Genomic DNA, 21809 nt, shown 5'->3' with positions numbered 1-21809 from the left:
GGGTGCTGGATTAAGTGGACCTACTCAAATTCGGTGATTTACGGGTGGTGATTTTCACTTTGTTCGGCCAATCCCCAAAGTCCTGGCCTCAGTTGCCGGTCGATCAGTTCCAGCGGCCAGTAAATGTTACTTGGCCACCAACTGTTGATTCGGTAGGTGTAGCCGATCGTTTCCGTTCGATTCGGCGAGACCTGCCGATGGACCTGCCGGCCTGGAGTCACAAGCACGGCATAGCTCCCCACGTACAGCACCGGCAGGAGCAGCAGCAGGATGGCGACGATCACCGGCGCGCGGGACTCACGTTTCATTCTAACTGCCCTGCTTTAGGTATTATCGACTCAAGCGAAGCGAACACGATGGCAGTACGGCGGCGCGTCTGCCTTCGTCTGCGCCGCACTTCGGGCATTTTACGCTGGGTTGGCATCGGTCTGCATCTGGGCAAAGAGAAGAAAACCTCGGCACGCGGTGTAATTCTCTAATCTTCTTTCGTGCCAGCCTCAATTCGTGCTTCCATCGCAGCGTTCTGCTTCCGCACTGTTCTGTATGCGTTGCGAAGGCCTTCAAAGCTGTTATCCAGCTTTGCGTATCGGGAAGCAGCATCGTCAAGTTCCCTTTGTTGCCTGCGACGATCTGCGAACCATCCTGCACAGACGGCAACGACCAGAACAAATCGCGCAAATGAGTTTCATCTGAGCTATTCTAGGAGTTGCTTTCCGCTGCCAACAGTGTCAGGGTACAGGCACCCCCCGTCCTGAATGGCCTTCCAGTCTTAATTCCGTTCGTCTTACGGAGATCCCCAGTGTCTGCTGCACAGAAATTTGTGGTGTTGTTGTCTGTTGCGGCGGCGCTGCTAGTTGGCAGCGTTTGGCAATTCGCTGGCGCTCAAGGGGAGAAGGCTGCCGCACAGAAATGGGAATATCGAGTCGTGCGCGATCAGAGCGTCAATGGATTGAATGCTATCGGCGATGAGGGTTGGGAATTGGTGAACTCATATGTCCACCGCGACGCGGTGCAGAGCGTGTTCAAGCGGGCTAAGCGGTGACAAAGAAAACGCCACCCGTGACGCGCCTGCCCCCAGCGTCACTGAATGGCGTCTATTGATTCATCGGCAAACGCCGTAGCGTCAGCGCATGAAAAAGCCCAGCGCGGGGCAAACGGGCTGCGCTGGGCACATTGGCCGATGAAGATCGGCAGGTTGCCCACTGACAGCTATCGTTGGTGGGGCCGTAGTTCTGTAGTGGCATGCACCGAGACTAGCCGCGCCGTTTCGCGCGCGATACCTTATGCCGAGCACCTGCACCCAATCATCGTCGGAGCTAACAAATGGTCTTTCGCCTATCGTTTGCTTGCCTGAGTCTACTTGTCGTCGTCCCAGCACTGCACGCTCAGGAAGCAAAGACGCACAAGCCTGCTGTTATCGGGATCGTAAACGAAGACGATGTGGAACAAGCACACCCACTTCGCAAGGACAGAGCCGCTGTGGAGAAAAAGCAGACAGCAGAGTGGAAGGAAGGCATCAAGCAACGAGACGACGAAATCGAAGAGCTTGCTAAAAAGTGGAAGGCTCTAGAACCCACCTCTGACGAAGCTAAGAAGCTGAAGCTAGAACTTTCAAAGCTCTCGTCAGCACGAAATCAATTCATTAGCAAAGGTCAACCTCGCCCTCCGCGCTACGATTCTTTTTCCGAAATACGTCAGGCTGTTAAGGCAGTGTGCGACCGGGAAGGAATTGATTTGGCTCTGCCATCCCAACCTCGCGGCGGTGAAGGACCGCTGTATTTCAATCAGAGTATAGACATCACGAATCTCGTCATTGCGGAAGTCGAAGCAGCGGTGGCAAAAGCAGCGAAAGCCGAGAAATGAAAATTCGATGGACACATTGACCGGCGACAAACCGATGAAACCACAACTTAGCCTTCGCTCCTTACTTGAAATCATCGCAATCATTGCGGTGATTCTCGCGTTTTATTTTTCTCGTTCACACAGCGTGGGGCGGTATTCTCTTTATCAGCAAGCGCAAGGAAGCTCGTTGCTGCTCGATACGCAAACTGGTCAAACATGGTACATGGATAAGTCCAAGAGCACGAATTCCTGGTACCCAGACATGCCAGCAGTCAATAAGTAGAAAGTCAGACCGACGCGAGTCCCGCGCGAAGCGGCCATGCAATTTTCCATCAAGCAACTTTTGCTCGCTACCACATTCGCGGCGGTCGCCTGCTTCACACTGGTCTACGCAACTCCATTCTGGGGCTGCGTAGTGTTCTCGTGCAGCGTGATGCTGTTTATGCTGGCCGTTCTCTTCGCAATCGTGACGCATGGCCAACGGCGAGCCATGTGGCTTGGAGTCGTGGTGATGGGATGGGGATACTGGCTTCTGATGTGCTCACCCATTTTAGACACCGACAACATGCAGCACCGATCATGGCGCGTGGAAGGCAGTGGGCCACCGTTTGCCACGACGCGCCTTTTGCAAGTCGCATACTTCAATGTGCTGCCGCTCGTTCATGCGGAGCCAGAGTTCGATACGCAAGGTAAGCGCACCAACAAATCCCGCTTTCCAACTGAAATCGAATTCATGCAGGTAGGCCAGTCGTGGTTCAGTTTGCTATTCGCGCTGCTGGGTGGCGTCGTTGGGTCCAGGGTCTACGCGCGAAATGAAGCAGCAAAGAAGGACCAACCCGATGTGGCTTGAATCGAGGCGACTGTTGAGCGTCGTCTGCCGCGAAGATTCGCGTCAATCGGATTTGGCTTTAGTGGGCAAATCGTGGACGGGAGTTCCCGGAATGATGTCAAGAGTGTCGATGATGGGAACCCACGCTTCTGGCCTGATTCTTCGGTCAAGACACTCTAAGGGCCAAAAGACAGAAATGATGCGTGTCTTTGATCCGAACCTGTAAAACTTGTCACTGCTGACCGTGACCTGGCGCATTGGTGGTGAAACGCCATAGGCTTCAAAATTCAAGACCGCCTTTTCGGGAATGCCACCCGGAACCACCAACGCGAAATATATCCCCACGTAAGCGGTAACAGACAGGACTAGCAATAACGCGACAACCGGAGTGGCGGCAATTATCTTTCTCATGCCGGAAATCCTATCCGCCCCGCAAGCCACTATGCACGAAAAAAAGCCCCGCCAGTGACTGACGAGGCAATCAGCATTTGAGTCTCGCAAAATGATCAGCCAGGTCCTTACTCGCTTTGTCCAGATTGCGGTACTTCGCCGCGTCCGAGCTGAGCTGCGCTCGATCCACCAACCAAGCGCCAGGGCACAGACCAGAACCAACCAGAAAAAATCACGCAGGTTGATTTTCATACGCTCATGCTACCCGCGCACGAAAAAGCCCAGCAAGAGTTCGCGGGGCCGAATCTGCCAAACGATCTAGGCTGCAATCGCGTGCAGCAACTTCTCAACCGTCCAAACGTCGTGGGCCAATCCGCTGGCCATCGCGGGAGTCGCTTTCAACGTCTTGTGCTTGCGGCAGAAATTGAAGTGGGCGAAGTGAAACGCCAGCGCCCATTCGTGGTTCTGCCACTTCTTCGAGAAGCAGTATGTCAGGCGACCCATACGCTTGGTGAAGCAGCGAATCGAGCCGTTGTTGCGTTCGGTGTGGCTCGTGCAAATCTTGTCGCTGTCCGGGCTGCAGTGGATGGCTTCCCGCTTCGCACCGACTATCTGTGCCGGGCTTTAGCGGCCGCCGTTGTTGTCGCCACCCTTGTATATCTTGACCAACATGCCGTAATCAACGCGTTCGCCGAGGTTGTGGGCGATGGCGTAGATGTAGCTCCGCAGGCCGTCAGTTGAAATTTGAAACTTCTTGGGGGCGGTTGCCGTGCGAACCTTGGCGCAGAATACGTCGGCATCGGCTTCACCGCGACGGCCCATATGCCAAGCGAGAACTAGGTTGGTGTGGCGTTCAACAACCGTCCAGCACCACGAATCACCGCAGGGGCCACCGTGGCCGGTTTCCGGTTCCAAGCGTGCAGCCGTGCGGCGCTTGCAGTAAACGAATTGCCAAATTTAGTCGCACTGTGCATCCTTCACTTCCACGCCGCGAATCACGTTTTCAAGTAACGACTAACAGCGCGGGCCGACAACCGACAGCAGTTCCAGAATGGTTTTCAGATCGACTTGAGCCAACCGTGAGCAAGCACGAACGCTCATCCCTTCAACGTGCCCCAACTGCCGAATTGTTCCGCCAGCTCAACTGCTGGTAAGCTTCTGGCACGGTGCTGACGCTGGCTCGACGGTTTAAATTCTCTTCATTCAGGTAGTGTCGTGCGAATCGAACGACCGCGAACGTCATGTTCGGCGACTACGGGCATCGGCCTGAGACTACCTGGTTACTTCGGAATCGCTCCCACTCGCCTAGAGCCAGCTTGTAGGCGCCCCCGTCGGACGCACTAGCAGGCGTTGGTGTTGAATAATCGCTCTCAAGCCAGCATCGAGATGGTCGCACAGTTGCGGTTGATCCAGTTCGTGAATCGTTGTTAGTCATTCCAAAAATCAAGGCGACAAGTTTGAAGCCCTTTGGTTGCCGTCTGTTTTTGGGAATTCATCACTGACAGACCCGGAGCCGCCGCATCGAGCGCAGATAATCGATGCGGAGCCAGCGCCGCCACACGATTGGCATGTAATCGGTTGACTTGGGCTCGACACACGGGAGCCGGTTCCATTGCAAACGGCACAGGCACCCGTAATACGCCCGGTTCCTGAACAATTCGGGCAATTTCCGCTTTTGATACCGATTCCGCAGCCACACAACGCGGCAGAAAGTACCAGAATCCCAAAACTCAGAAAGTCTCGTGCTCCCATCGCGGTCTCCTCCTGGGACGAATCGACAACCAGTGCACACTGAACTGCATAAAGAATATCCGAAATTGGGATATTCGCAATCAGGATTTAGTCTCTTCGCTGCATGAAGCGGCTCAGCAAGACGATTCACGGTGCGCAACAAAAAGTGCTTTGCAGAGTACTGCAGGGTCTCCGTGCGGCCGCCAATCTTCGGCAGGAGGACGTGGCCGATCTCCTGGGGCGCCCACAATCGTTCGTGAGCAAATATGAATCCGGCGAGCGACGTTTGGACGTTCTAGAGCTACGGACCGTGTGCCAAGCACTAGGATCCGACCTAGTCCAGTTCGTTCTTCGACTGGAAAAAGAATTGAGCGAAACGCCAAAGAACGCGAGAGATCAGCGCTAGATGCACGCAGCAATCAGATTTTTCGCGTGAAAACGCGGCCAAGGTATCGTAAACGCTCTCTGAAGAGAGCAATTATCATTCGTTCGCAAAGTTTTCAATCCAAGTGATGGCCTTACAATGGCTTGCGCCAACAAGCGTAAGTGTTCGCGAGATGAGAATTCGAAAAATACTCTACCCTGACGCCTTTTCAGTCCACATAGTCGGGCGAGTTCCCACGGGCTCAAGTTTTTGTGCGGCGAAATCGCCGGCAAAAAAAGTCTCAATCCGCGCCCACGTGAACGGGCGCCACGTGCCGCAAGAACTGCATGGCCAAAGAAGTAAGTTTCAATCCGCGCCCGCGTGAACGGGCGACCGATTACCTCGATTTGGCCTGCTGTATCGATACCGCGTTTCAATCCGCGCGCTTGAACGGGCGACACGGCGGCGACCAAGCTCTAGCGGCGTCGCGCGGCGTTTCAATCCGCGCCCGCGTGAAGAACTGGCGACGGCCACGGTCTTTTGTTTTGATGATGTTTCTTTTGAAAGTTCCAATCCGCGCCCACGCGTGAACGGGCGACGCTCGCCTCACTTCCCGAGGGCGCGACATTCTTGTTTCAATCCGCGCCCGCGTGAACGGGCGACGACTGGTAGTGTGTTCATTCTTCTCAGCATGTCGATGTTTCAATCCACGCCCGCGTAAACGGGCGACGTTACCTCCAAGTGACCAGCCTTGCCCATTCCGTGTTTCAATCCGCGCCTGCGTGAACGGGCGACCGAGCGTTTCTTATAAGTACACCGACCCCAAACTGTTTCAATCCGCGCCCGCGTGAACGGCGACGTGGCGGATCGTTAATTGGGACGACAACTTCGAGTTTCAATCCGCGCCCGCGTGAACGGGCGACCCATGCGAACTACCAGCGAGCAGGCCGAGAAGGGGTTTCAATCCGCGCCCGCGTGAACGGGCGACGGCTGGGAATTGGGCCGTAAACCATGTCTGTGTAGTTTCAATCCGCGCCCGCGTGAACGGGCGACGACTACTCGACCGGCAAAGTTCACTTCAAGAAGGTGTTTCAATCCGCGCCCGCGTGAACGGGCGACGCCCGCAATACTGCCGCGACAGAGTGTCGATATTTAGTTTCAATCCGCGCCCGCGTGAACGGGCGACCATTGGTATCTGGATTCTCACTGGTGCTGACCAGGAGTTTCAATCCGAGCCCGCGTGAACGGGCGACGGTAAGGGGCCATGCTCTGATCGGCCATGTGATGGTTTCAATCCGCGCCCGCGTGAACGGGCGACAACGTGTCGCGGTTCTGCTGGTCATCGTCAAAGGTGTTTCAATCCGCGCCCGCGTGAACGGGCGACCGAAGGTGACGAGTCAAAGGACTCACGGCCAAGTGTTTCAATCCGCGCCCGCGTGAACGGGCGACCGCCACACCCTCGCCGGGTCGAACAGGCCCAAGCGAGGTTTCAATCCGCGCCCGCGTGAACGGGCGACGTGGGCAGAGAATGCCTACGGCGACGAATACAGAGTTTCAATCCGCGCCCGCGTGAACGGGCGACGGGCTTGGTTCATGCTTCTGTGGGGCAGATGAAATGTTTCAATCCGCGCCCGCGTGAACGGGCGACAGGTAGGCACGCGTTATCAACTGCAGACCGAATAGTTTCAATCCGCGCCCGCGTGAACGGGCGACCTGCAGGTCGATGTGATCGACGTCAACACATAGCGGTTTCAATCCGCGCCCGCGTGAACGGGCGACTCTCGGGGGCGTTGATCACTTGGCCGCTTTTGCAGGTGTTTCAATCCGCGCCCGCGTGAACGGGCGACACGATGGCGACAAATATCGGGTTGTGTATTCGGTGTTTCAATCCGCGCCCGCGTGAACGGGCGACTCTATGACGAGGACGACAAGGCGATGGCTGACATGTTTCAATCCGCGCCCGCGTGAACGGGCGACTCTATGACGAGGACGACAAGGCGATGGCTGACATGTTTCAATCCGCGCCCGCGTGAACGGGCGACGGCGACTGGCGCCGCAGCGGCGATCGCTGGCTTCTTGTTTCAATCCGCGCCCGCGTGAACGGGCGACAATCCCCGCCAGCACGCCTTGGGCTTTGGTCGAACAGTTTCAATCCGCGCCCGCGTGAACGGGCGACTCAAGTTTGGCTCGACAAGCACAGCGATATCTGGTTTCAATCCGCGCCCGCGTGAACGGGCGACGCCGCTTGGGGCGGACACATTTAGCGGGGAGAAAATGTTTCAATCCGCGCCCGCGTGAACGGGCGACATTCGGCACCTGCGTACCGTGGCCGCTGTACTGGATGTTTCAATCCGCGCCCGCGTGAACGGGCGACAAGCTGCTGCCGCTGTTCATCTGTCACAAGATCGTGTTTCAATCCGCGCCCGCGTGAACGGGCGACCCGACCCCGAGCGAGCAAAGGCGTTCGCCAAGAGTTTCAATCCGCGCCCGCGTGAACGGGCGACATAATTGCATATCCCATCCAGCCGCTTGGATCATGTTTCAATCCGCGCCCGCGTGAACGGGCGACACTTCGTGACGGGCACGATCTGCACATAGTTGTTGTTTCAATCCGCGCCCGCGTGAACGGGCGACCGTACGACTTCAGCGGCAAGGCTGCGTACAAGACCGTTTCAATCCGCGCCCGCGTGAACGGGCGACCGCGGGCCGGCGTCTCTGCGGTGAGCGTCTTGAGGTTTCAATCCGCGCCCGCGTGAACGGGCGACCAGGTTTCGGGCGTCGCCAAGACTGCTGTCTACTGAGTTTCAATCCGCGCCCGCGTGAACGGGCGACGATTTGGTCAGAGGGAAAGAACGGCCAAGCATACGGGTGTTTCAATCCGCGCCCGCGTGAACGGGCGACCGGTTGTATCGAGCATTCCGCCGCCGCCAGGGATGTTTCAATCCGCGCCCGCGTGAACGGGCGACGGGAGAGTCCGAGTTGAAGTTCGGTCCCGACAAGGTTTCAATCCGCGCCCGCGTGAACGGACGACTTTCATGCGTCGAACTCTCCTGCTGTGTTGTATGTTTCAATCCGCGCCCGCGTGAACGGGCGACTGGCCTGGATCGGCTCAAACTGACCTACTACGCAGTTTCAATCCGCGCCCGCGTGAACGGGCGACCACCGTTAGTGTGTTGTTGTTGACGCTGCAATTTGTTTCAATCCGCGCCCGCGTGAACGGGCGACCTTGCAGCGACAGGCAGTAGTCCCGCTATCGCTGTTTCAATCCGCGCCCGCGTGAACGGGCGACGCCCCCACAGGTCCTCCTCAATTGTCAATTCATCGTTTCAATCCGCGCCCGCGTGAACGGGCGACAAGCGGCTCTCGCGTTCATCCACATCCCGCGGAAGTTTCAATCCGCGCCCGCGTGAACGGGCGACTGCTGATTTTTGTAGGCCAGCAACTGCTGAATATGTTTCAATCCGCGCCCGCGTGAACGGGCGACGCAAGTCTTCAAAGTGCCGGCTGGTTACGAGATGTTTCAATCCGCGCCCGCGTGAACGGGCGACTTTGATTTCACCGAATTAGCCTCCTGTGTTGTAAGTTTCAATCCGCGCCCGCGTGAACGGGCGACCATCCGGGCCGCCAATAGCAAAGCCGCCCGAAATGTTTCAATCCGCGCCCGCGTGAACGGGCGACGCTGCCCGTGAAGACTTGCCGCGCCCGCAAATTCAGTTTCAATCCGCGCCCGCGTGAACGGGCGACCCCACAGATCCTCCTCAACAACCAGCTCGTCGAACAGGTTTCAATCCGCGCCCGCGTGAACGGGCGACCGGCTCGGCCAAATATCGCTCAACATCTTCTGGATGTTTCAATCCGCGCCCGCGTGAACGGGCGACGGAGTTGGCAGAGCGGGGCTGACAGCAGCATTTGGTTTCAATCCGCGCCCGCGTGAACGGGCGACGCTCAAGGAAGCCGTCTCCCTCGACGTATTCGAGGTTTCAATCCGCGCCCGCGTGAACGGGCGACCGACCTTTCCGACCTAATTCGAGTTCTGCGGGGTGTTTCAATCCGCGCCCGCGTGAACGGGCGACGTCGAAGCCAATGATAATTCCGCTCCCGATGAAGTTTCAATCCGCGCCCGCGTGAACGGGCGACAACTGTCGCAACGCAATACGCAGATCATCAATCTGTTTCAATCCGCGCCCGCGTGAACGGGCGACCAGGCAGACGTCGAGCGCGCCGCGACGGAGGAAGTGTTTCAATCCGCGCCCGCGTGAACGGGCGACCCTACAGGCGGAAAAAGGGCAAGGCAGTCATTGAGTTTCAATCCGCGCCCGCGTGAACGGGCGACGGGGATTTTCGGTCGAGCGCCTCGACGTCGCTGCGTTTCAATCCGCGCCCGCGTGAACGGGCACACTTGATGTTCGTTTCGTCGCGGCCATCGATGACGAGTTTCAATCCGCGCCCGCGTGAACGGGCGACCGCTTGGCGTGATAGTCGGCGGCCGGTTCGTTAATGTTTCAATCCGCGCCCGCGTGAACGGGCGACGATAGCGGGTTCGACTCCCGCCTCGGCCACTTTATGTTTCAATCCGCGCCCGCGTGAACGGGCGACACTCGTCGGACGCGTTTAAAGAAGTGGCAGACAGTTTCAATCCGCGCCCGCGTGAACGGGCGACGGGACCATGACCCTAACGGCCTCAGCGCTGAGGATGTTTCAATCCGCGCCCGCGTGAACGGGCGACCGCAAGAAGTTGAGGCTGTCCGAGATTTATGCACAGTTTCAATCCGCGCCCGCGTGAACGGGCGACGGTCAGATTCGCCTTTTCGCTCGCCGATGTTGCTGTTTCAATCCGCGCCCGCGTGAACGGGCGACGTCAGACAGGTCCGTGCGAGCTGCGTAAGTCAAGCGTTTCAATCCGCGCCCGCGTGAACGGGCGACCAAACGGTCCAAAGCCGAGGCAGCCCAATGCAAGAGTTTCAATCCGCGCCCGCGTGAACGGGCGACAGCCACCGGCGCCATTGCCTTCGATCCGCAGAAGGTGTTTCAATCCGCGCCCGCGTGAACGGGCGACGAGCCGACCAGCAGCACCGCAGAGCACGCGAAAGCGTTTCAATCCGCGCCCGCGTGAACGGGCGACACCAGACATCGCCAACGATGCGTATGCTTTCAGGTTTCAATCCGCGCCCGCGTGAACGGGCGACCAGAAAGCTTAACTGCGGACTCGCGAAGTTCTGTAAGTTTCAATCCGCGCCCGCGTGAACGGGCGACAACACAATCTTTGGGCAATGGTCTTCGTCGTGGCAATGTTTCAATCCGCGCCCGCGTGAACGGGCGACTCGTCATTCAGTGCCGATCGCTTCCGAAACCAGATGTTTCAATCCGCGCCCGCGTGAACGGGCGACAGGGTTTCCGGCGCAGTTACAGCGGCCGCAAGTTGCGTTTCAATCCGCGCCCGCGTGAACGGGCGACGGCTTCTTCGTTTTGCCGATTGCCGATCTGGCAACGGTTTCAATCCGCGCCCGCGTGAACGGGCGACCGCCAGTGCCGAGACATCGACTGCAGGGGCGGAAGTTTCAATCCGCGCCCGCGTGAACGGGCGACGACGGCCTCGACGCGCTCCGCAATGATCGCGGGATGTTTCAATCCGCGCCCGCGTGAACGGGCGACCACCGACTACCCATCGTTACGAATGGCTGCTGATGTTTCAATCCGCGCCCGCGTGAACGGGCGACCTGACATTGATCCATCGTCATTCCAGAAGCATCGAAGTTTCAATCCGCGCCCGCGTGAACGGGCGACTTTTCGACTGCCATTTTACAAAACCCTTTCACTAAGTTTCAATCCGCGCCCGCGTGAACGGGCGACGGACGCCGACGCAGGTTGGTATCGCGATCAACTGGTTTCAATCCGCGCCCGCGTGAACGGGCGACTTCGACCTCGCGTTGATTCTCGTAGCCTTTGTTGTTTCAATCCGCGCCCGCGTGAACGGGCGACTCGCCGCAAACTACGACGCGACGAACGATCAGTGGTTTCAATCCGCGCCCGCGTGAACGGGCGACACTCGCTAGAGATTTAGCAGCGGCGACGACGAAAGTTTCAATCCGCGCCCGCGTGAACGGGCGACGGAATTTCCTCGGGCGCGTGCTCGGTGTCGTTGAAGTTTCAATCCTCGCCCGCGTGAACGGGCGACGTGATACAGCTCGCAGCGCGTACCATCCGACAGTGTGTTTCAATCCGCGCCCGCGTGAACGGGCGACTAGATCACTTCAAACAAATAGTTCCAGGCCGGGTTGTTTCAATCCGCGCCCGCGTGAACGGGCGACGTCTGCGTTTTGCTGGTGAGCAAGATCAGCAGGAGTTTCAATCCGCGCCCGCGTGAACGGGCGACCGCTGAACGGCGAGCCATTGGTTGCCAGAGTGAGAGTTTCAATCCGCGCCCGCGTGAACGGGCGACGAGATGTTCATCGCTCACAAACGACGCGGCGGCAGTTTCAATCCGCGCCCGCGTGAACGGGCGACGTGATGCTCAGGTCATTCTAGCGGGGCGTTATTGGTTTCAATCCGCGCCCGCGTGAACGGGCGACATGGGCCGTCAATTCGATCGTGCTCAAGCCCTAAATGTTTCAATCCGCGCCCGCGTGAACGGGCGACGTTGTGCTGTTGGCGTCCAGCAGCGGTTCGATGACCGGTTTCAATCCGCGCCCGCGTGAACGGGCGACTGGGTTGCCGAGGCTCTTGCAAAGCTCCAGGGGCAGTTTCAATCCGCGCCCGCGTGAACGGGCGACAACACGGCTGGCGATTCAGCGTCACGAACAGCTGGTTTCAATCCGCGCCCGCGTGAACGGGCGACCACGTCGTTCATCGAGCTGTAACTAGTCGATGGGGTGTTTCAATCCGCGCCCGCGTGAACGGGCGACCGCCCCCGGCTTTCGGGCTGTCGAAGGAGATGACGAGGTTTCAATCCGCGCCCGCGTGAACGGGCGACAGCTCGCACGCGGCCCGACAGTGGCGATTTCGGTTGATCTACGGCACGCCACCGAAGTTTCAATCCGCGCCCGCGTGAACGGGCGACCGTGTCTGCACCACTTCATTGACGGCCGCCGAAAATGTTTTAATCCGCGCCCGCGTGAACGGGCGACTGGTGGACCACCAGGGCATGCCACCAACACGCAAAACGTTTCAATCCGCGCCCGCGTGAACGGGCGACTCAAAGCTGGCTATCTCAAGGCGCACGAGCAACTTGTTTCAATCCGCGCCCGCGTGAACGGGCGACCCTCTTCGTCGTCGTCCGAAGAAAACGCGAATTGCTGTTTCAATCCGCGCCCGCGTGAACGGGCGACAACGGCGATGAATTGGCCAAGGTGTTCAAGCAAGTGTTTCAATCCGCGCCCGCGTGAACGGGCGACCCTCTTCGTCGTCGTCCGAAGAAAACGCGAATTGCTGTTTCAATCCGCGCCCGCGTGAACGGGCGACCTGCAAGAACGAGCGGATCCACAGGTACATGAAGTTTCAATCCGCGCCCGCGTGAACGGGCGACGCGAGAGGCGGCGGCAGCCGAAGCGGCAGAGAAGTTTCAATCCGCGCCCGCGTGAACGGGCGACCTGCTGGTTATTCTCAAAAGTTTCGGGCTAATATGTTTCAGTCCGCGCCCGCGTGAACGGGCGACCAAAATCCCGATTCGTACATCGCCGTTTTGGTGGTTTCAATCCGCGCCCGCGTGAACGGGCGACAACAGACTGCGAACAAGATGTACGCAATCTACGCGGTTTCAATCCGCGCCCGCGTGAACGGGCGACCATCGGACTCAAGTACAGCAAGTACAAAGACAAGGTGTTTCAATCCGCGCCCGCGTGAACGGGCGACTGCGTGCCGAGAGCTCGGCGCCACGGGGTTGACTGTGTTTCAATCCGCGCCCGCGTGAACGGGCGACGTCGCTCAGATTCTCGACCGTTAGCCCTTCATAGTTTCAATCCGCGCCCGCGTGAACGGGCGACAGTAGTCGTTTGCTGCGGTAGCTGGCTCAAGCATTCATAGTTTCAATCCGCGCCCGCGTGAACGGGCGACAGCGGGTGACTTCTACGCCTGGTTCCTCTTAGAGAAGTTTCAATCCGCGCCCGCGTGAACGGGCGACACTGGCACACCCGTGGAAGCGACTGACGTTTTGATGTTTCAATCCGCGCCCGCGTGAACGGGCGACGCCGTGATGCGGGCCTTCGAATCATTGCCAGAGCGTTTCAATCCGCGCCCGCGTGAACGGGCGACGTGGCTCACGTTGTATTAATGCAAGCCGCCGAAATGTTTCAATCCGCGCCCGCGTGAACGGGCGACCCGCAATGCTGCCGCGACAGAGTGTCGATTTTTAGTTTCAATCCGCGCCCGCGTGAACGGGCGACGCCCCAAGGACACTGACCGGGATGTATGCGATGAAGCAGTTTCAATCCGCGCCCGCGTGAACGGGCGACCCCGCAATCGAAAGCTGATCGAGAAGACGACGAAGTTTCAATCCGCGCCCGCGTGAACGGGCGACCGGTGAGATGGCGAACAGAAAAATCACAGACCATAGCGTTTCAATCCGCGCCCGCGTGAACGGGCGACCCGGACAAACGGGCACAGCAGCTCAGTTGCTCTATGTTTCAATCCGCGCCCGCGTGAACGGGCGACCGTATTCCAACTCAGCAGGCGAATCGTGCTCAGATGTTTCAATCCGCGCCCGCGTGAACGGGCGACGGCAGGCCGCCAAGACGCATTCCAGTGACGGCGAAGTTTCAATCCGCGCCCGCGTGAACGGGCGACGTGCTCTACTCCGTTGCCTTGGGGTGCTTGATGTTGTTTCAATCCGCGCCCGCGTGAACGGGCGACCGCCCTTTTTCATCATTGAGTTGCGCTTTGATTTGTTTCAATCCGCGCCCGCGTGAACGGGCGACAGCGGCGCCGCATCGGGATCGCGGCTTTGCGCGCGTTTCAATCCGCGCCCGCGTGAACAGCGCTTGAAGCCGTGGTGACAAAATCACTGAGCGACAACTGCCGGCGATTGATAAGTGACAGCACCAGCCGATCTACAAGAAACGGTCGAAACTCCTCCATTAGATCGAGTGCGAGCCCCGGACGGCCTGGTCGGTCCCGGTGCAAAAAGCCGACGGCAGCATCGAGGCCAGCCGCTTCGCAGGCCGATCGTGCATCGTGAGCCAGCATGGCATACAAAAAGGAAAGCAGTGAATTTACGGGGTCGAGAGGAGGCCGACGCGAACGATTGCCAAACGAGAAACCTACGTCCTTGGCGGTCATCAAATGTGAGAACACGCCAAAATAGGAAGCAGCCGAATCACCTTCAATACCGCGGAGCTGATCCAGCGAACTGCTGCCGCGAGCAAAGTCGATCTGAAAGGCTAAGCGTTTCGTAATCGGTTCCAACACATCATTCACACTTGGGCTGTCGCGGATCGCCCGAAGCAAGACGCTGCGGCAGTTGGCGATTTTGGCGGCAATCATCGGCGCTGCAATTGCCAACGCGGCTGGTTCATCGTCGGCAACGCGAAACTGCTGGCGACGCAGCAGCACATTGCCAGGCTGGAATCCGATTACGGCTGCTTGAAAGCGGCCATGCGTGTTGCAAAAAGAGATACGAACCCCGCCGGCCGCGCACGCGGCCATCAAATAGGGACTCCTCCCCACTCGCGCCAGGCAGACAATCCCATCGAGGTTATGCAGAGGAACCCGGAGCAGGTCCTGCTTTTGGTGGCGGACAACGGCAGCCTGCCCATCCTTGGCAAGGTAGGCTCCTTCCGTCGTCACGAAGAGCGTGTTTAAGTGTTGTTTCATGTGAGGGATGCTTTGCTACAGCTGAGGGTCGGTGGCAGGCGCTTCCGCAGCCAGATGTTTGCGAAATGACTCGCGGACAAATGACGAGGTGGAGTTTCCGCGGGCGGCGGCAGCGGGAAGGCAAAGATGCAACAAAGAACAAGAGTCACACTTGGACTCGCGTCGAGCACGTGGAGTCACTCCCGCCGCGAATAATTGGTGCAGGCGATTTGCGGCATCCGCAGTCCGAGTTCGTAACTCGACATCGAACAACACTTCGACACGCCGGCGTTTTTCACCATAGAACAGCGATCCTCGGCCGATCGAAACTTGCAGCATTTCTTCCAGGCATATCGCTTGCGCGCACAGTTGTACTCGGTCGCTGTGGTCTTTCTTAGCACGACCACGCTTGTATTCAACTAGCAAGATTGACCATCGAGATAGCTCGGCGCAAGTCAAACGAAGTGGCTGCGATACCTGCGAGTCGCCAAGCGGAGGAGTTAGCTCAACGACATCGGCCGCTCCCACCAAGCCCAACCGCTCGGATGCCAGGTGCAAGCCGCGAGCAATATAGACTCCGTTCCGCCATCCACTGGTCGATGAGTGGGCCTTCTGGTGCAGGTGTTGACCTTCGACCGTTAGGCGATTCTCAGCCCACAATTGCTCCGCATGGATCAGCATTGCTTGCCGTTCACAGAACAGCAGGTGTTGCAATGCTGATAGCGGGAGCAATTCGGGCATGGTGTCCTCGACTGACGGCAGCTACTTCCAATCAATCCAACGTTCGACCGACACGCCCGCGGGCATGCCGGACTCTTCGATGGTCAACTCATAGTCGGCAAAGGAGCGAGGCGGACGACCTTCGCCGTCACCGTTGGGCGTCTGATCGGGAAGGGGCTGGACGCCTGGTTTCGGCAAACAACTAACGCGCGAAAACAATTGATCGGCTCGGCCGTTGCCACAAGCGTCATTGTGCTTGAAGGCGATGCAGGCCACCGGCCGCATGTTGGCCCGCGCGGCCGATTTGTCGTGCTCGAACATTTCATTGAGTGAGCGTTTGAAGAGCTCCAAATCCTCACCTGAAAATCCCGTGCCGTTTTTCCCACTAGCAAGATTGGCACTGATGAAGGCATGCACACGGTAAAGCGCGTAAGGGACCGAGAATTTGCGGCCCATCGTGCGGTTGCCGCCATCCTGTTTCTCGGCTTCGCGCTCGGTGGTCACCGCACAGCGCGTGACCGAGTGCTCCTGACTCACGATGCGATGCAACGAGCGAGCAATGCCAAATTGCACGGGCCCGCGAACTTGGCCGGTGTTCACTTCGGTTGTCATGACGGCGCCAAAGGTGCGAACATCGAAGAAGTTGTTGCACATCCACTGCGTCAGCTTGCGATCTTCTTCGGCTTTGTCCTTTCCCTTGGCGGTTCGCTTCTTGGGATCGATCTTCAGTGCGGCATAGGCCCGCTCGTGTTGCTGATTGAGGATGGCTTTTTCCTTGACGTAGATGTCGTAGTTCTCCGCCTCTGATTTGACGAGCCCGATGAAGTTGCGGACTTTGCGCTTGAGGCAGACATCGGTCACCAAGCCCTGGCCGGTTTCGGCATCTAGCCGCGGCAAGTTGCCGGCATCAGGATCGCCGTTGGGGTTGCCATCGGTAATGTCGAAGAAATAGACGAGGTCGTAGCGGTTCTTCAGCGCGTTTCCGTTGGCTTCATTACTCATTGTTGGTCTCCTGAGAGGTGGTTTCTTTCTTCGTGAAAAATTCTTGTCGTTGGTGGTAGTAGGCGATGTAGAACAGCCCCTGTTTTTCCAACGACATAAAGGCAGGAAAGTGGCGAATGTTACTCATGATTTCGGTCATCAGCTTTTCGCGGTTGATTCGGCGGCCTGGCGGATCAAGTTTTGCCAAGTGATGACGATGAAGCTTTAGCAGGAGCGGAAAAACACTGGCCGGCGTCGCTCCCGCAGCGGAGAAGTAGCGGTCTTTGATCGTGGCATTGAGCTTGCCGTCAGTACTGTCTTCTTGCGTCTTTTCGAGCGCCGCAAATAGCCGGCCCAATTGATAGGCTTGGTCGGTATGTTGAGGATCGAGGGACACGGGAACCTCCAGTTGGGAATTGCGAATAAGGAAGGCTTTGATCACAGCCGCTCGCCGCGGATTGAGCTCGCTGTCGGCACGGATGCGGCGGACGATGGCATTGAACAAAAACTGTGGGTAAGGCCAGCCGCCGAAAATGCTACGGGCAACTTCACCGGCTAATTGCGGTGGAATGTCCTTAGGTTCGCGGGCGGTTTCCCACAGGATTCTGCGAATGCTGAGAGGCGGCTCACCTTCGCGTCCGACAATTTCGAGCTCTCGATCATGACGCAGGAGCCGATCGACGAACTGCTGAACCGTTGCGACTAGCCAGAACCGTACGTTGAGCCGGCTGGCGTTGGGCGAGAGGCCGAGGATGTAGAACGGCGCCTGAGGATCGCTGACGTCACTCAGTCGACCATCACGGGTCGCCTGCAGGAAGTTACGGAGTTGGTCGACGGTTTGCGCATCCTCGGTCGCTTGCGGAGCACCGGCGAGTAGGCTCTTGAACCATAAGCAGGTCTCCTCCGCAGCCGGTGAATCGGTCCAGAAAACGACAGTCGCATCGCCGATGCGCTCGCGGTGAGAATCATCGCTGAGGAGCCGGTTAAGCGCGGTGGTATAGCGAAAGGCTTCCTGCACGCTGACAGGCGCGTTGTAGCTTTGCGATTTGCCATAGCTTTCGAAGGCGTCGAGATTGAACGACACGATGGCAGCACCCATCGTGTTCGCGCCGGCGACACCGCCAATCAGCGGGTGAAGCCGCGCGAGCTCGTCAACCTGACCTGAGATCAGCGAAAAACCGCGCTGCGGTGGCTCATTGTCCTTTTCCTCGACGGCGTCAGCTTTACTCGTCGTGGCTCGCTTTAGCCAGGCCTTGCGCACGACAGCGCTTTGGTGGACATAACCGGGCTTGCCGCGGAGCTTGAACACGACGTTCATTCCCGCCGCGTCCTCCCAATTGGGAAGCTTCTCGGCCTGCGCTGGTTTCCAAGCTTCCAGGAAACTGCACACTGCGGCGAAGCCTTTGTCTCCCTCCAACTCATCGCGAAAAGAGAGATGCAAATCGCGAAAGGCTTCGAATAGCTCTTTGGAACGAGCAGGCTTGCCTTTGTTATCCCGGCCAAGCGCGTAGCCGGTGTTATCCCAGCAGAAATTAGGTTGAACGGAAGTTCCCGACCGTCCCCCACCGTCCGGAACGATCAATGGGCGAAAAATCGGCTTTCCCTTTTCGTTCGTTTCGCGAACGTCCTCGAGGGCAACAAAACTTCCATCGGTCTCCAGCACAATGGCAAAGTGGACCTTCTCCTGGCTGAAGCCGTACTCGGCGATTCCGCTTTTCGAATCTTCGCGGAGCCTGTCGTAGTAACGAATGAGCGCGGCGAGCGGACCGCCGCCGGAGGCAGTGGTAGTGCTCATGCGACGACCTCCTCGGGAGTGAGAGCGGGGACGTCGATCACGCCGTGCTTGAGCGTGGCGCGAAAGAATCGCGGCTCGGCTCGGAATCGCTGGTCGTTGTGCGAGGCGATGACTCCGCCCTTTTCGTCAGCGACAAAATCGATGTCGTGCAGCATCCAGCCCAGGTCGCGGGAGGACTCTTTTGTATAAAAGCTGGTCGGAAGCTCCTCGTCGGGTTCGATCAGCGCGAAATGGCAGGGAAATTCGCGCGTGCCGAGATACGGGCGATGAAAACAATTCCCGGCACGGGCCCGACGGTTAAATTGATCGAGATGTTTTCCCGGATGGTCCTGGGGATCGACGATGTCGAACGAGGCTTCAATCACATAAGCCACATCGCGGAGGATGGTCGCGGCCCGCTGCTGACGATCCTCCTCAATAAACTGAGCCAGCGCGCCCCGTCCCGCCTTCATCGCCTTGGCGACATTGGCCCGAGGTATCTTTGACGCCACTTCATTCCTCCGCAAGGAAGTGAAGCGAATTTCGTTCAACACATGGATTCGGTTGATTCGCCAACGGATCGCGGGCTTCCAATGGATTGCCTCGATGACGCCGCGCGCAGCCGATGGTGTTATTACGTCGTATGAGACCCTCTCTACCTTCATTTCAGGTCGCGAAAATAGGGCGTATTCGGCCCACACGTGTAAACGAATTCCTTTGGCCATTTTAGTGAACCTCAGATTGAGCAATTCATAACCAAACCAAGCAATTGTATAAATGTGGACAAAATATCACTAAATCGCGAAATGTCAACTAGTATTTTGTCAGCCGATTAATATTTCCGGATCCAAGCCCACACCTTCAAAAACCAAGCCTAGTGATGGGTGATAACAACTGTCATTCGCCAGGTAATAGCGATCGTGATTTTGTAAGAGCACGCTGTTATTCAGCAGCGTGCGAAGGTCGCGTTCGCGAACGTTCACAACATATCGCTGCGCGGCGCGATCGAAGCCGCCGAAGGGCGGTTCGGGCAGGCGGCGCAGTTGCTCGATTAGCTGCTTCCCCTGGCCATACGGAACAAGAACTGGAGTCTGGGCCTCATCGATTATTTGGTAGGCTTCGGCAGCTGTGCGAAATTGATAATGCAGCAGGCTGCGACCTTCACGACCGCCGAAGCAGTCCATGATTCGCTGCTTATCTTTGCCGCGATCCCAGCCTTCGCCTTGGTCACCTCCTTTCTTCCAGTAGTGCAGGCTGAAGAATTGCTCAATCGCTGCTGGCGAAAGCAGATCCTGGCGATGATCGGGCAGAGTTTCGCGATAACTGCCGGTGGCCTGCGCGGTGAATGCTGGCGGCCGATGGAGTTTTTCGTCGTAGTCGAACACCACGAGTTCGCCCAGGCACCGCTCGCCGCCGTTCTTTAAATTTCCTTCGCGATTGCACCGGCCGGCGGCTTGGGCAATCGAATCGAGGCCTGCTGCTGCACGAAACACCGAGGGGAAATCGACGTCGACGCCGGCTTCGATTACAGAAGTGCTGATTACGCGGCAGGTCAGGGTGCGTGAATCCTTGACTCGGGCGCGGACTTGCTTGATTATTTCACTGCGATGCGCGGCGCATTGTTGAGCGCTGAGGTGAATCGCCTCCTCATCATGCACGGAGAGGAGTCGATAGAGTTCTGCCGCGTGCTTCTTTGAGTTGACGATGCAGAGAACCTTCGGTCGGGCCAGGAGCTGAGCGATTAGTGTCGAATCATCGAGTCGGCCTGCGGATTGAACCTGGACGCGGCGAAGGCTGTCATGGAGTTGCTGTGGTGCGTCGATGATTGGACGAACTCCGGCGGCCTCGATGCCAATGGGAAAATCCTCACGAGCAGTAATCGCGGGTTGCGTGGCTGTGCATAGAACGACAGTGCTGCCGTAGTTACGCACCAACTCATCGAGCGCAGCAAGCGTCGGATGGAGCAGATTAACGGGTAGTGTTTGGGCTTCGTCGAGAATGATCACGCTTCGAGCAAGTCGGTGCAGCTTGCGACAGCGCGAGGTGCGATTGGCAAAGAGCGATTCAAATAGTTGAACGTTGGTTGTCACCACCAGCGAAGCTTCGAAGTTTTCAGCCGCGAGGCGTGTCTGCTGCGATTGGCGCTCGGGATCGTCGATGGGAATGCTGCTATGGTGTTCCAACACTGCACAGGTTGACGAATTGTCGCTACTCTCATCGGCGAGGGCGCTACGGAAGATATCAGCCGTTTGCTCGATAATGCTCGTGAAGGGAATCGCATAGATGACGCGCGGCAGATTGTGAGCTGCAGCGTGAGTGAGGGCAAATGCCAGCGACGACAGAGTCTTGCCACCGCCGGTCGGAACGTTGAGCGAAAAGAACCCCGGGGCGAACGCAGCTTTTTGGCGACAAGCAGTAAGAACCTGCCGGCGGATTTCGTTGACAGGTGTGGGATCTGCCGTCTTTTCCTTCTTCGCTAAGAAATCATTGAGTCGCATCAACAACTCGGCGGGCGCAGGGAGGCAATCAGGACGAAATGCCGATCGTTCGGGACTCATAAACCGTTCGGTGCAGAGAAAATCGGCATCGACGAGGCAAGAAAAAATCATCCGCACAAAGAAGGCGATGGTGAAACCTGGGTGCTGTCTTCCACCGCCTCCTTTCAGTTCGGGAGCCGGCAGTTGGCTCGCAAAATCTTTGTCAGCGAAGTCAAAGTCGAACACTTTTTTCAAGCGGTGCTCGAGCCCAGAGTCATCACGCACGTTGTCCGGCAAACCGGCGTGATGACCTGCGATGCAATAGGCGAGAAGACGGCCTAGCTGCGGCGTTTGCCGCACTGCGAATTGAGCGCCGAAGGTGGAGTGGTCGATCCGGCCCTTGAGCTCTTCTTTATGGCCATCGTCAGAACTGTTTGTGTATTGAAGGTACGCTTGAAACGCAGGATTGAACTTGCCCAGATCGTGCCATAGACCCGCCAGCCGGCCCCATTCGGATGCATTCAAGTTGCTCGCAAATCTCTCTGCTAATTCGGCAACTTCTCGCAAATGAACGTGCAGCGACTCCCATTCCTCGGGTGGCCGACAAGGTAACGTGTGAGCAAAGAACTTCCGGCCTGGCGACAGGTCCATCGAATACATCCCTTCGTGTTATCGCATGGCTGCGTGTGCCCGGCACGGTAGCGGCCTCCACGAGGATACGGCAGCAACCATTCCAGGCTAAGAGTGGGCGTCGGAATTGATGCGCAGCTGGTTCCAGGGGGCCAATGTGCTGCTCGCTGCTTTTGTCACCTGCTGAGTGATTGAGCCAGCTGATTCGAATGCAATTTATAGCCGGCGCGGCGTCCGAGCAGCTAAATTATCGGCGAAAACGCGTCATAATCAGATGAGGGCAATATA

At 57.8% G+C, this 21809-nt stretch carries 15 protein-coding genes, 1 pseudogene and 1 CRISPR repeat array; of the genes and pseudogenes, 6 read left to right on the top strand and 10 right to left on the bottom strand.

Annotated features, from left to right (window positions below; genetic code table 11):
• Positions 1-38 precede the first annotated feature (38 nt).
• Positions 39-308 (bottom strand): hypothetical protein, encoded by a 270-nt coding sequence (locus tag M9Q49_RS13905; RefSeq protein ID WP_254509359.1) that lies wholly within the window; start codon positions 306-308, stop codon positions 39-41.
• A 491-nt stretch (positions 309-799) separates the two neighbouring features.
• On the opposite strand from M9Q49_RS13905, the gene M9Q49_RS13900 reads away from it, so the two are divergent.
• The 4 genes from M9Q49_RS13900 to M9Q49_RS13885 all read left to right on the top strand — a co-directional run bounded on the left by M9Q49_RS13900 (position 800) and on the right by M9Q49_RS13885 (position 2692).
• A complete protein-coding gene (locus M9Q49_RS13900; RefSeq protein WP_254509358.1) occupies positions 800-1042 on the top strand; it encodes a hypothetical protein in 243 nt (80 codons plus the stop codon).
• 281 nt (positions 1043-1323) lie between these two features.
• Entirely contained in the window at positions 1324-1863 is a 540-nt protein-coding gene (locus M9Q49_RS13895; protein WP_254509357.1) for an OmpH family outer membrane protein, read from the top strand.
• A 7-nt stretch (positions 1864-1870) separates the two neighbouring features.
• A complete protein-coding gene (locus M9Q49_RS13890; protein ID WP_254509356.1) occupies positions 1871-2125 on the top strand; it encodes a hypothetical protein in 255 nt (84 codons plus the stop codon).
• A 36-nt stretch (positions 2126-2161) separates the two neighbouring features.
• Positions 2162-2692, top strand: coding sequence for a hypothetical protein (locus tag M9Q49_RS13885; protein WP_254509355.1), 531 nt, complete (start codon positions 2162-2164; stop codon positions 2690-2692).
• Between the two features lie 42 nt (positions 2693-2734).
• On the opposite strand, the gene M9Q49_RS13880 is transcribed toward M9Q49_RS13885, so the two are convergent.
• The 3 genes from M9Q49_RS13880 to M9Q49_RS13870 all read right to left on the bottom strand — a co-directional run bounded on the left by M9Q49_RS13880 (position 2735) and on the right by M9Q49_RS13870 (position 3976).
• Positions 2735-3313, bottom strand: coding sequence for a hypothetical protein (locus M9Q49_RS13880; protein ID WP_254509354.1), 579 nt, complete (start codon positions 3311-3313; stop codon positions 2735-2737).
• A gap of 66 nt (positions 3314-3379) precedes the next feature.
• Positions 3380-3565, bottom strand: coding sequence for a hypothetical protein (locus M9Q49_RS13875; protein WP_254509353.1), 186 nt, complete (start codon positions 3563-3565; stop codon positions 3380-3382).
• A 120-nt stretch (positions 3566-3685) separates the two neighbouring features.
• Positions 3686-3976 (bottom strand): DDE-type integrase/transposase/recombinase, encoded by a 291-nt coding sequence (locus M9Q49_RS13870; protein WP_254509352.1) that lies wholly within the window; start codon positions 3974-3976, stop codon positions 3686-3688.
• Between the two features lie 940 nt (positions 3977-4916).
• Here M9Q49_RS13870 and M9Q49_RS13865 point away from each other — a divergent pair.
• Both M9Q49_RS13865 and M9Q49_RS36290 read left to right on the top strand, forming a co-directional pair.
• Positions 4917-5198 carry a helix-turn-helix domain-containing protein gene (locus tag M9Q49_RS13865; RefSeq protein ID WP_254509351.1) on the top strand — a complete coding sequence of 94 codons (282 nt, stop codon included), beginning with the start codon at positions 4917-4919 and terminating at the stop codon, positions 5196-5198.
• 305 nt (positions 5199-5503) lie between these two features.
• Positions 5504-5746 (top strand): hypothetical protein, encoded by a 243-nt coding sequence (locus tag M9Q49_RS36290; RefSeq protein ID WP_449224117.1) that lies wholly within the window; start codon positions 5504-5506, stop codon positions 5744-5746.
• A 42-nt stretch (positions 5747-5788) separates the two neighbouring features.
• A CRISPR array of direct repeats spans positions 5789-14130; the repeat unit is 31 nt; unit sequence GTTTCAATCCGCGCCCGCGTGAACGGGCGAC.
• Between the two features lie 50 nt (positions 14131-14180).
• Here M9Q49_RS36290 and cas1 read toward each other — a convergent pair.
• The 6 genes and pseudogenes from cas1 to M9Q49_RS13845 form a co-directional block, all read right to left on the bottom strand.
• Positions 14181-14960 (bottom strand): annotated as a pseudogene (gene cas1 / locus M9Q49_RS36015) (CRISPR-associated endonuclease Cas1); the annotation flags it as partial.
• Positions 14961-14975: 15 nt separating this feature from the next.
• On the bottom strand, positions 14976-15680 hold the full coding sequence (gene cas4, locus M9Q49_RS36010) for a CRISPR-associated protein Cas4 (RefSeq protein ID WP_390844010.1): 705 nt from the start codon (positions 15678-15680) through the stop codon (positions 14976-14978).
• A 21-nt stretch (positions 15681-15701) separates the two neighbouring features.
• A complete protein-coding gene (gene cas7c, locus M9Q49_RS13860; RefSeq protein WP_254509350.1) occupies positions 15702-16661 on the bottom strand; it encodes a type I-C CRISPR-associated protein Cas7/Csd2 in 960 nt (319 codons plus the stop codon).
• Positions 16654-18435 (bottom strand): type I-C CRISPR-associated protein Cas8c/Csd1, encoded by a 1782-nt coding sequence (gene cas8c, locus M9Q49_RS13855; protein WP_254509349.1) that lies wholly within the window; start codon positions 18433-18435, stop codon positions 16654-16656. Before cas8c ends, cas7c begins: the two co-directional genes overlap by 8 nt.
• Complete coding sequence (gene cas5c, locus M9Q49_RS13850; RefSeq protein ID WP_254509348.1) at positions 18432-19139, bottom strand: type I-C CRISPR-associated protein Cas5c; 708 nt, start codon at positions 19137-19139, stop codon at positions 18432-18434. The genes cas8c and cas5c overlap by 4 nt, the downstream gene beginning before the upstream one ends.
• A gap of 99 nt (positions 19140-19238) precedes the next feature.
• Positions 19239-21542, bottom strand: a complete 2304-nt coding sequence (locus tag M9Q49_RS13845) for a CRISPR-associated endonuclease Cas3'' (protein ID WP_254509347.1) — start codon at positions 21540-21542, stop codon at positions 19239-19241.
• Positions 21543-21809: the final 267 nt, after the last annotated feature.

It is taken from the genome of Anatilimnocola floriformis, assembly GCF_024256385.1.
Lineage (GTDB): Bacteria > Planctomycetota > Planctomycetia > Pirellulales > Pirellulaceae > Anatilimnocola > Anatilimnocola floriformis.
Note: the sequence above shows the minus strand (reverse complement) of the source record. Positions and strands in the feature narration are given on the sequence as shown.

Bases quoted from the DNA above. Each gene is read 5' to 3' on its own strand.
- M9Q49_RS13875 (WP_254509353.1), bottom strand. From the start codon at position 3,565: ATGGGTCGCCTGACATACTGCTTCTCGAAGAAGTGGCAGAACCACGAA.
- M9Q49_RS13895 (WP_254509357.1), top strand. From the start codon at position 1,324: ATGGTCTTTCGCCTATCGTTTGCTTGCCTGAGTCTACTTGTCGTCGTC.
- cas4 (WP_390844010.1), bottom strand. From the start codon at position 15,680: ATGCCCGAATTGCTCCCGCTATCAGCATTGCAACACCTGCTGTTCTGT.
- M9Q49_RS13905 (WP_254509359.1), bottom strand. From the start codon at position 308: ATGAAACGTGAGTCCCGCGCGCCGGTGATCGTCGCCATCCTGCTGCTG.
- M9Q49_RS13845 (WP_254509347.1), bottom strand. From the start codon at position 21,542: ATGGACCTGTCGCCAGGCCGGAAGTTCTTTGCTCACACGTTACCTTGT.
- cas8c (WP_254509349.1), bottom strand. From the start codon at position 18,435: ATGAGCACTACCACTGCCTCCGGCGGCGGTCCGCTCGCCGCGCTCATT.
- M9Q49_RS13885 (WP_254509355.1), top strand. From the start codon at position 2,162: ATGCAATTTTCCATCAAGCAACTTTTGCTCGCTACCACATTCGCGGCG.
- M9Q49_RS13890 (WP_254509356.1), top strand. From the start codon at position 1,871: ATGGACACATTGACCGGCGACAAACCGATGAAACCACAACTTAGCCTT.
- M9Q49_RS13880 (WP_254509354.1), bottom strand. From the start codon at position 3,313: ATGAAAATCAACCTGCGTGATTTTTTCTGGTTGGTTCTGGTCTGTGCC.
- M9Q49_RS13865 (WP_254509351.1), top strand. From the start codon at position 4,917: ATGAAGCGGCTCAGCAAGACGATTCACGGTGCGCAACAAAAAGTGCTT.
- M9Q49_RS36290 (WP_449224117.1), top strand. From the start codon at position 5,504: ATGGCCAAAGAAGTAAGTTTCAATCCGCGCCCGCGTGAACGGGCGACC.
- cas7c (WP_254509350.1), bottom strand. From the start codon at position 16,661: ATGAGTAATGAAGCCAACGGAAACGCGCTGAAGAACCGCTACGACCTC.
- cas5c (WP_254509348.1), bottom strand. From the start codon at position 19,139: ATGGCCAAAGGAATTCGTTTACACGTGTGGGCCGAATACGCCCTATTT.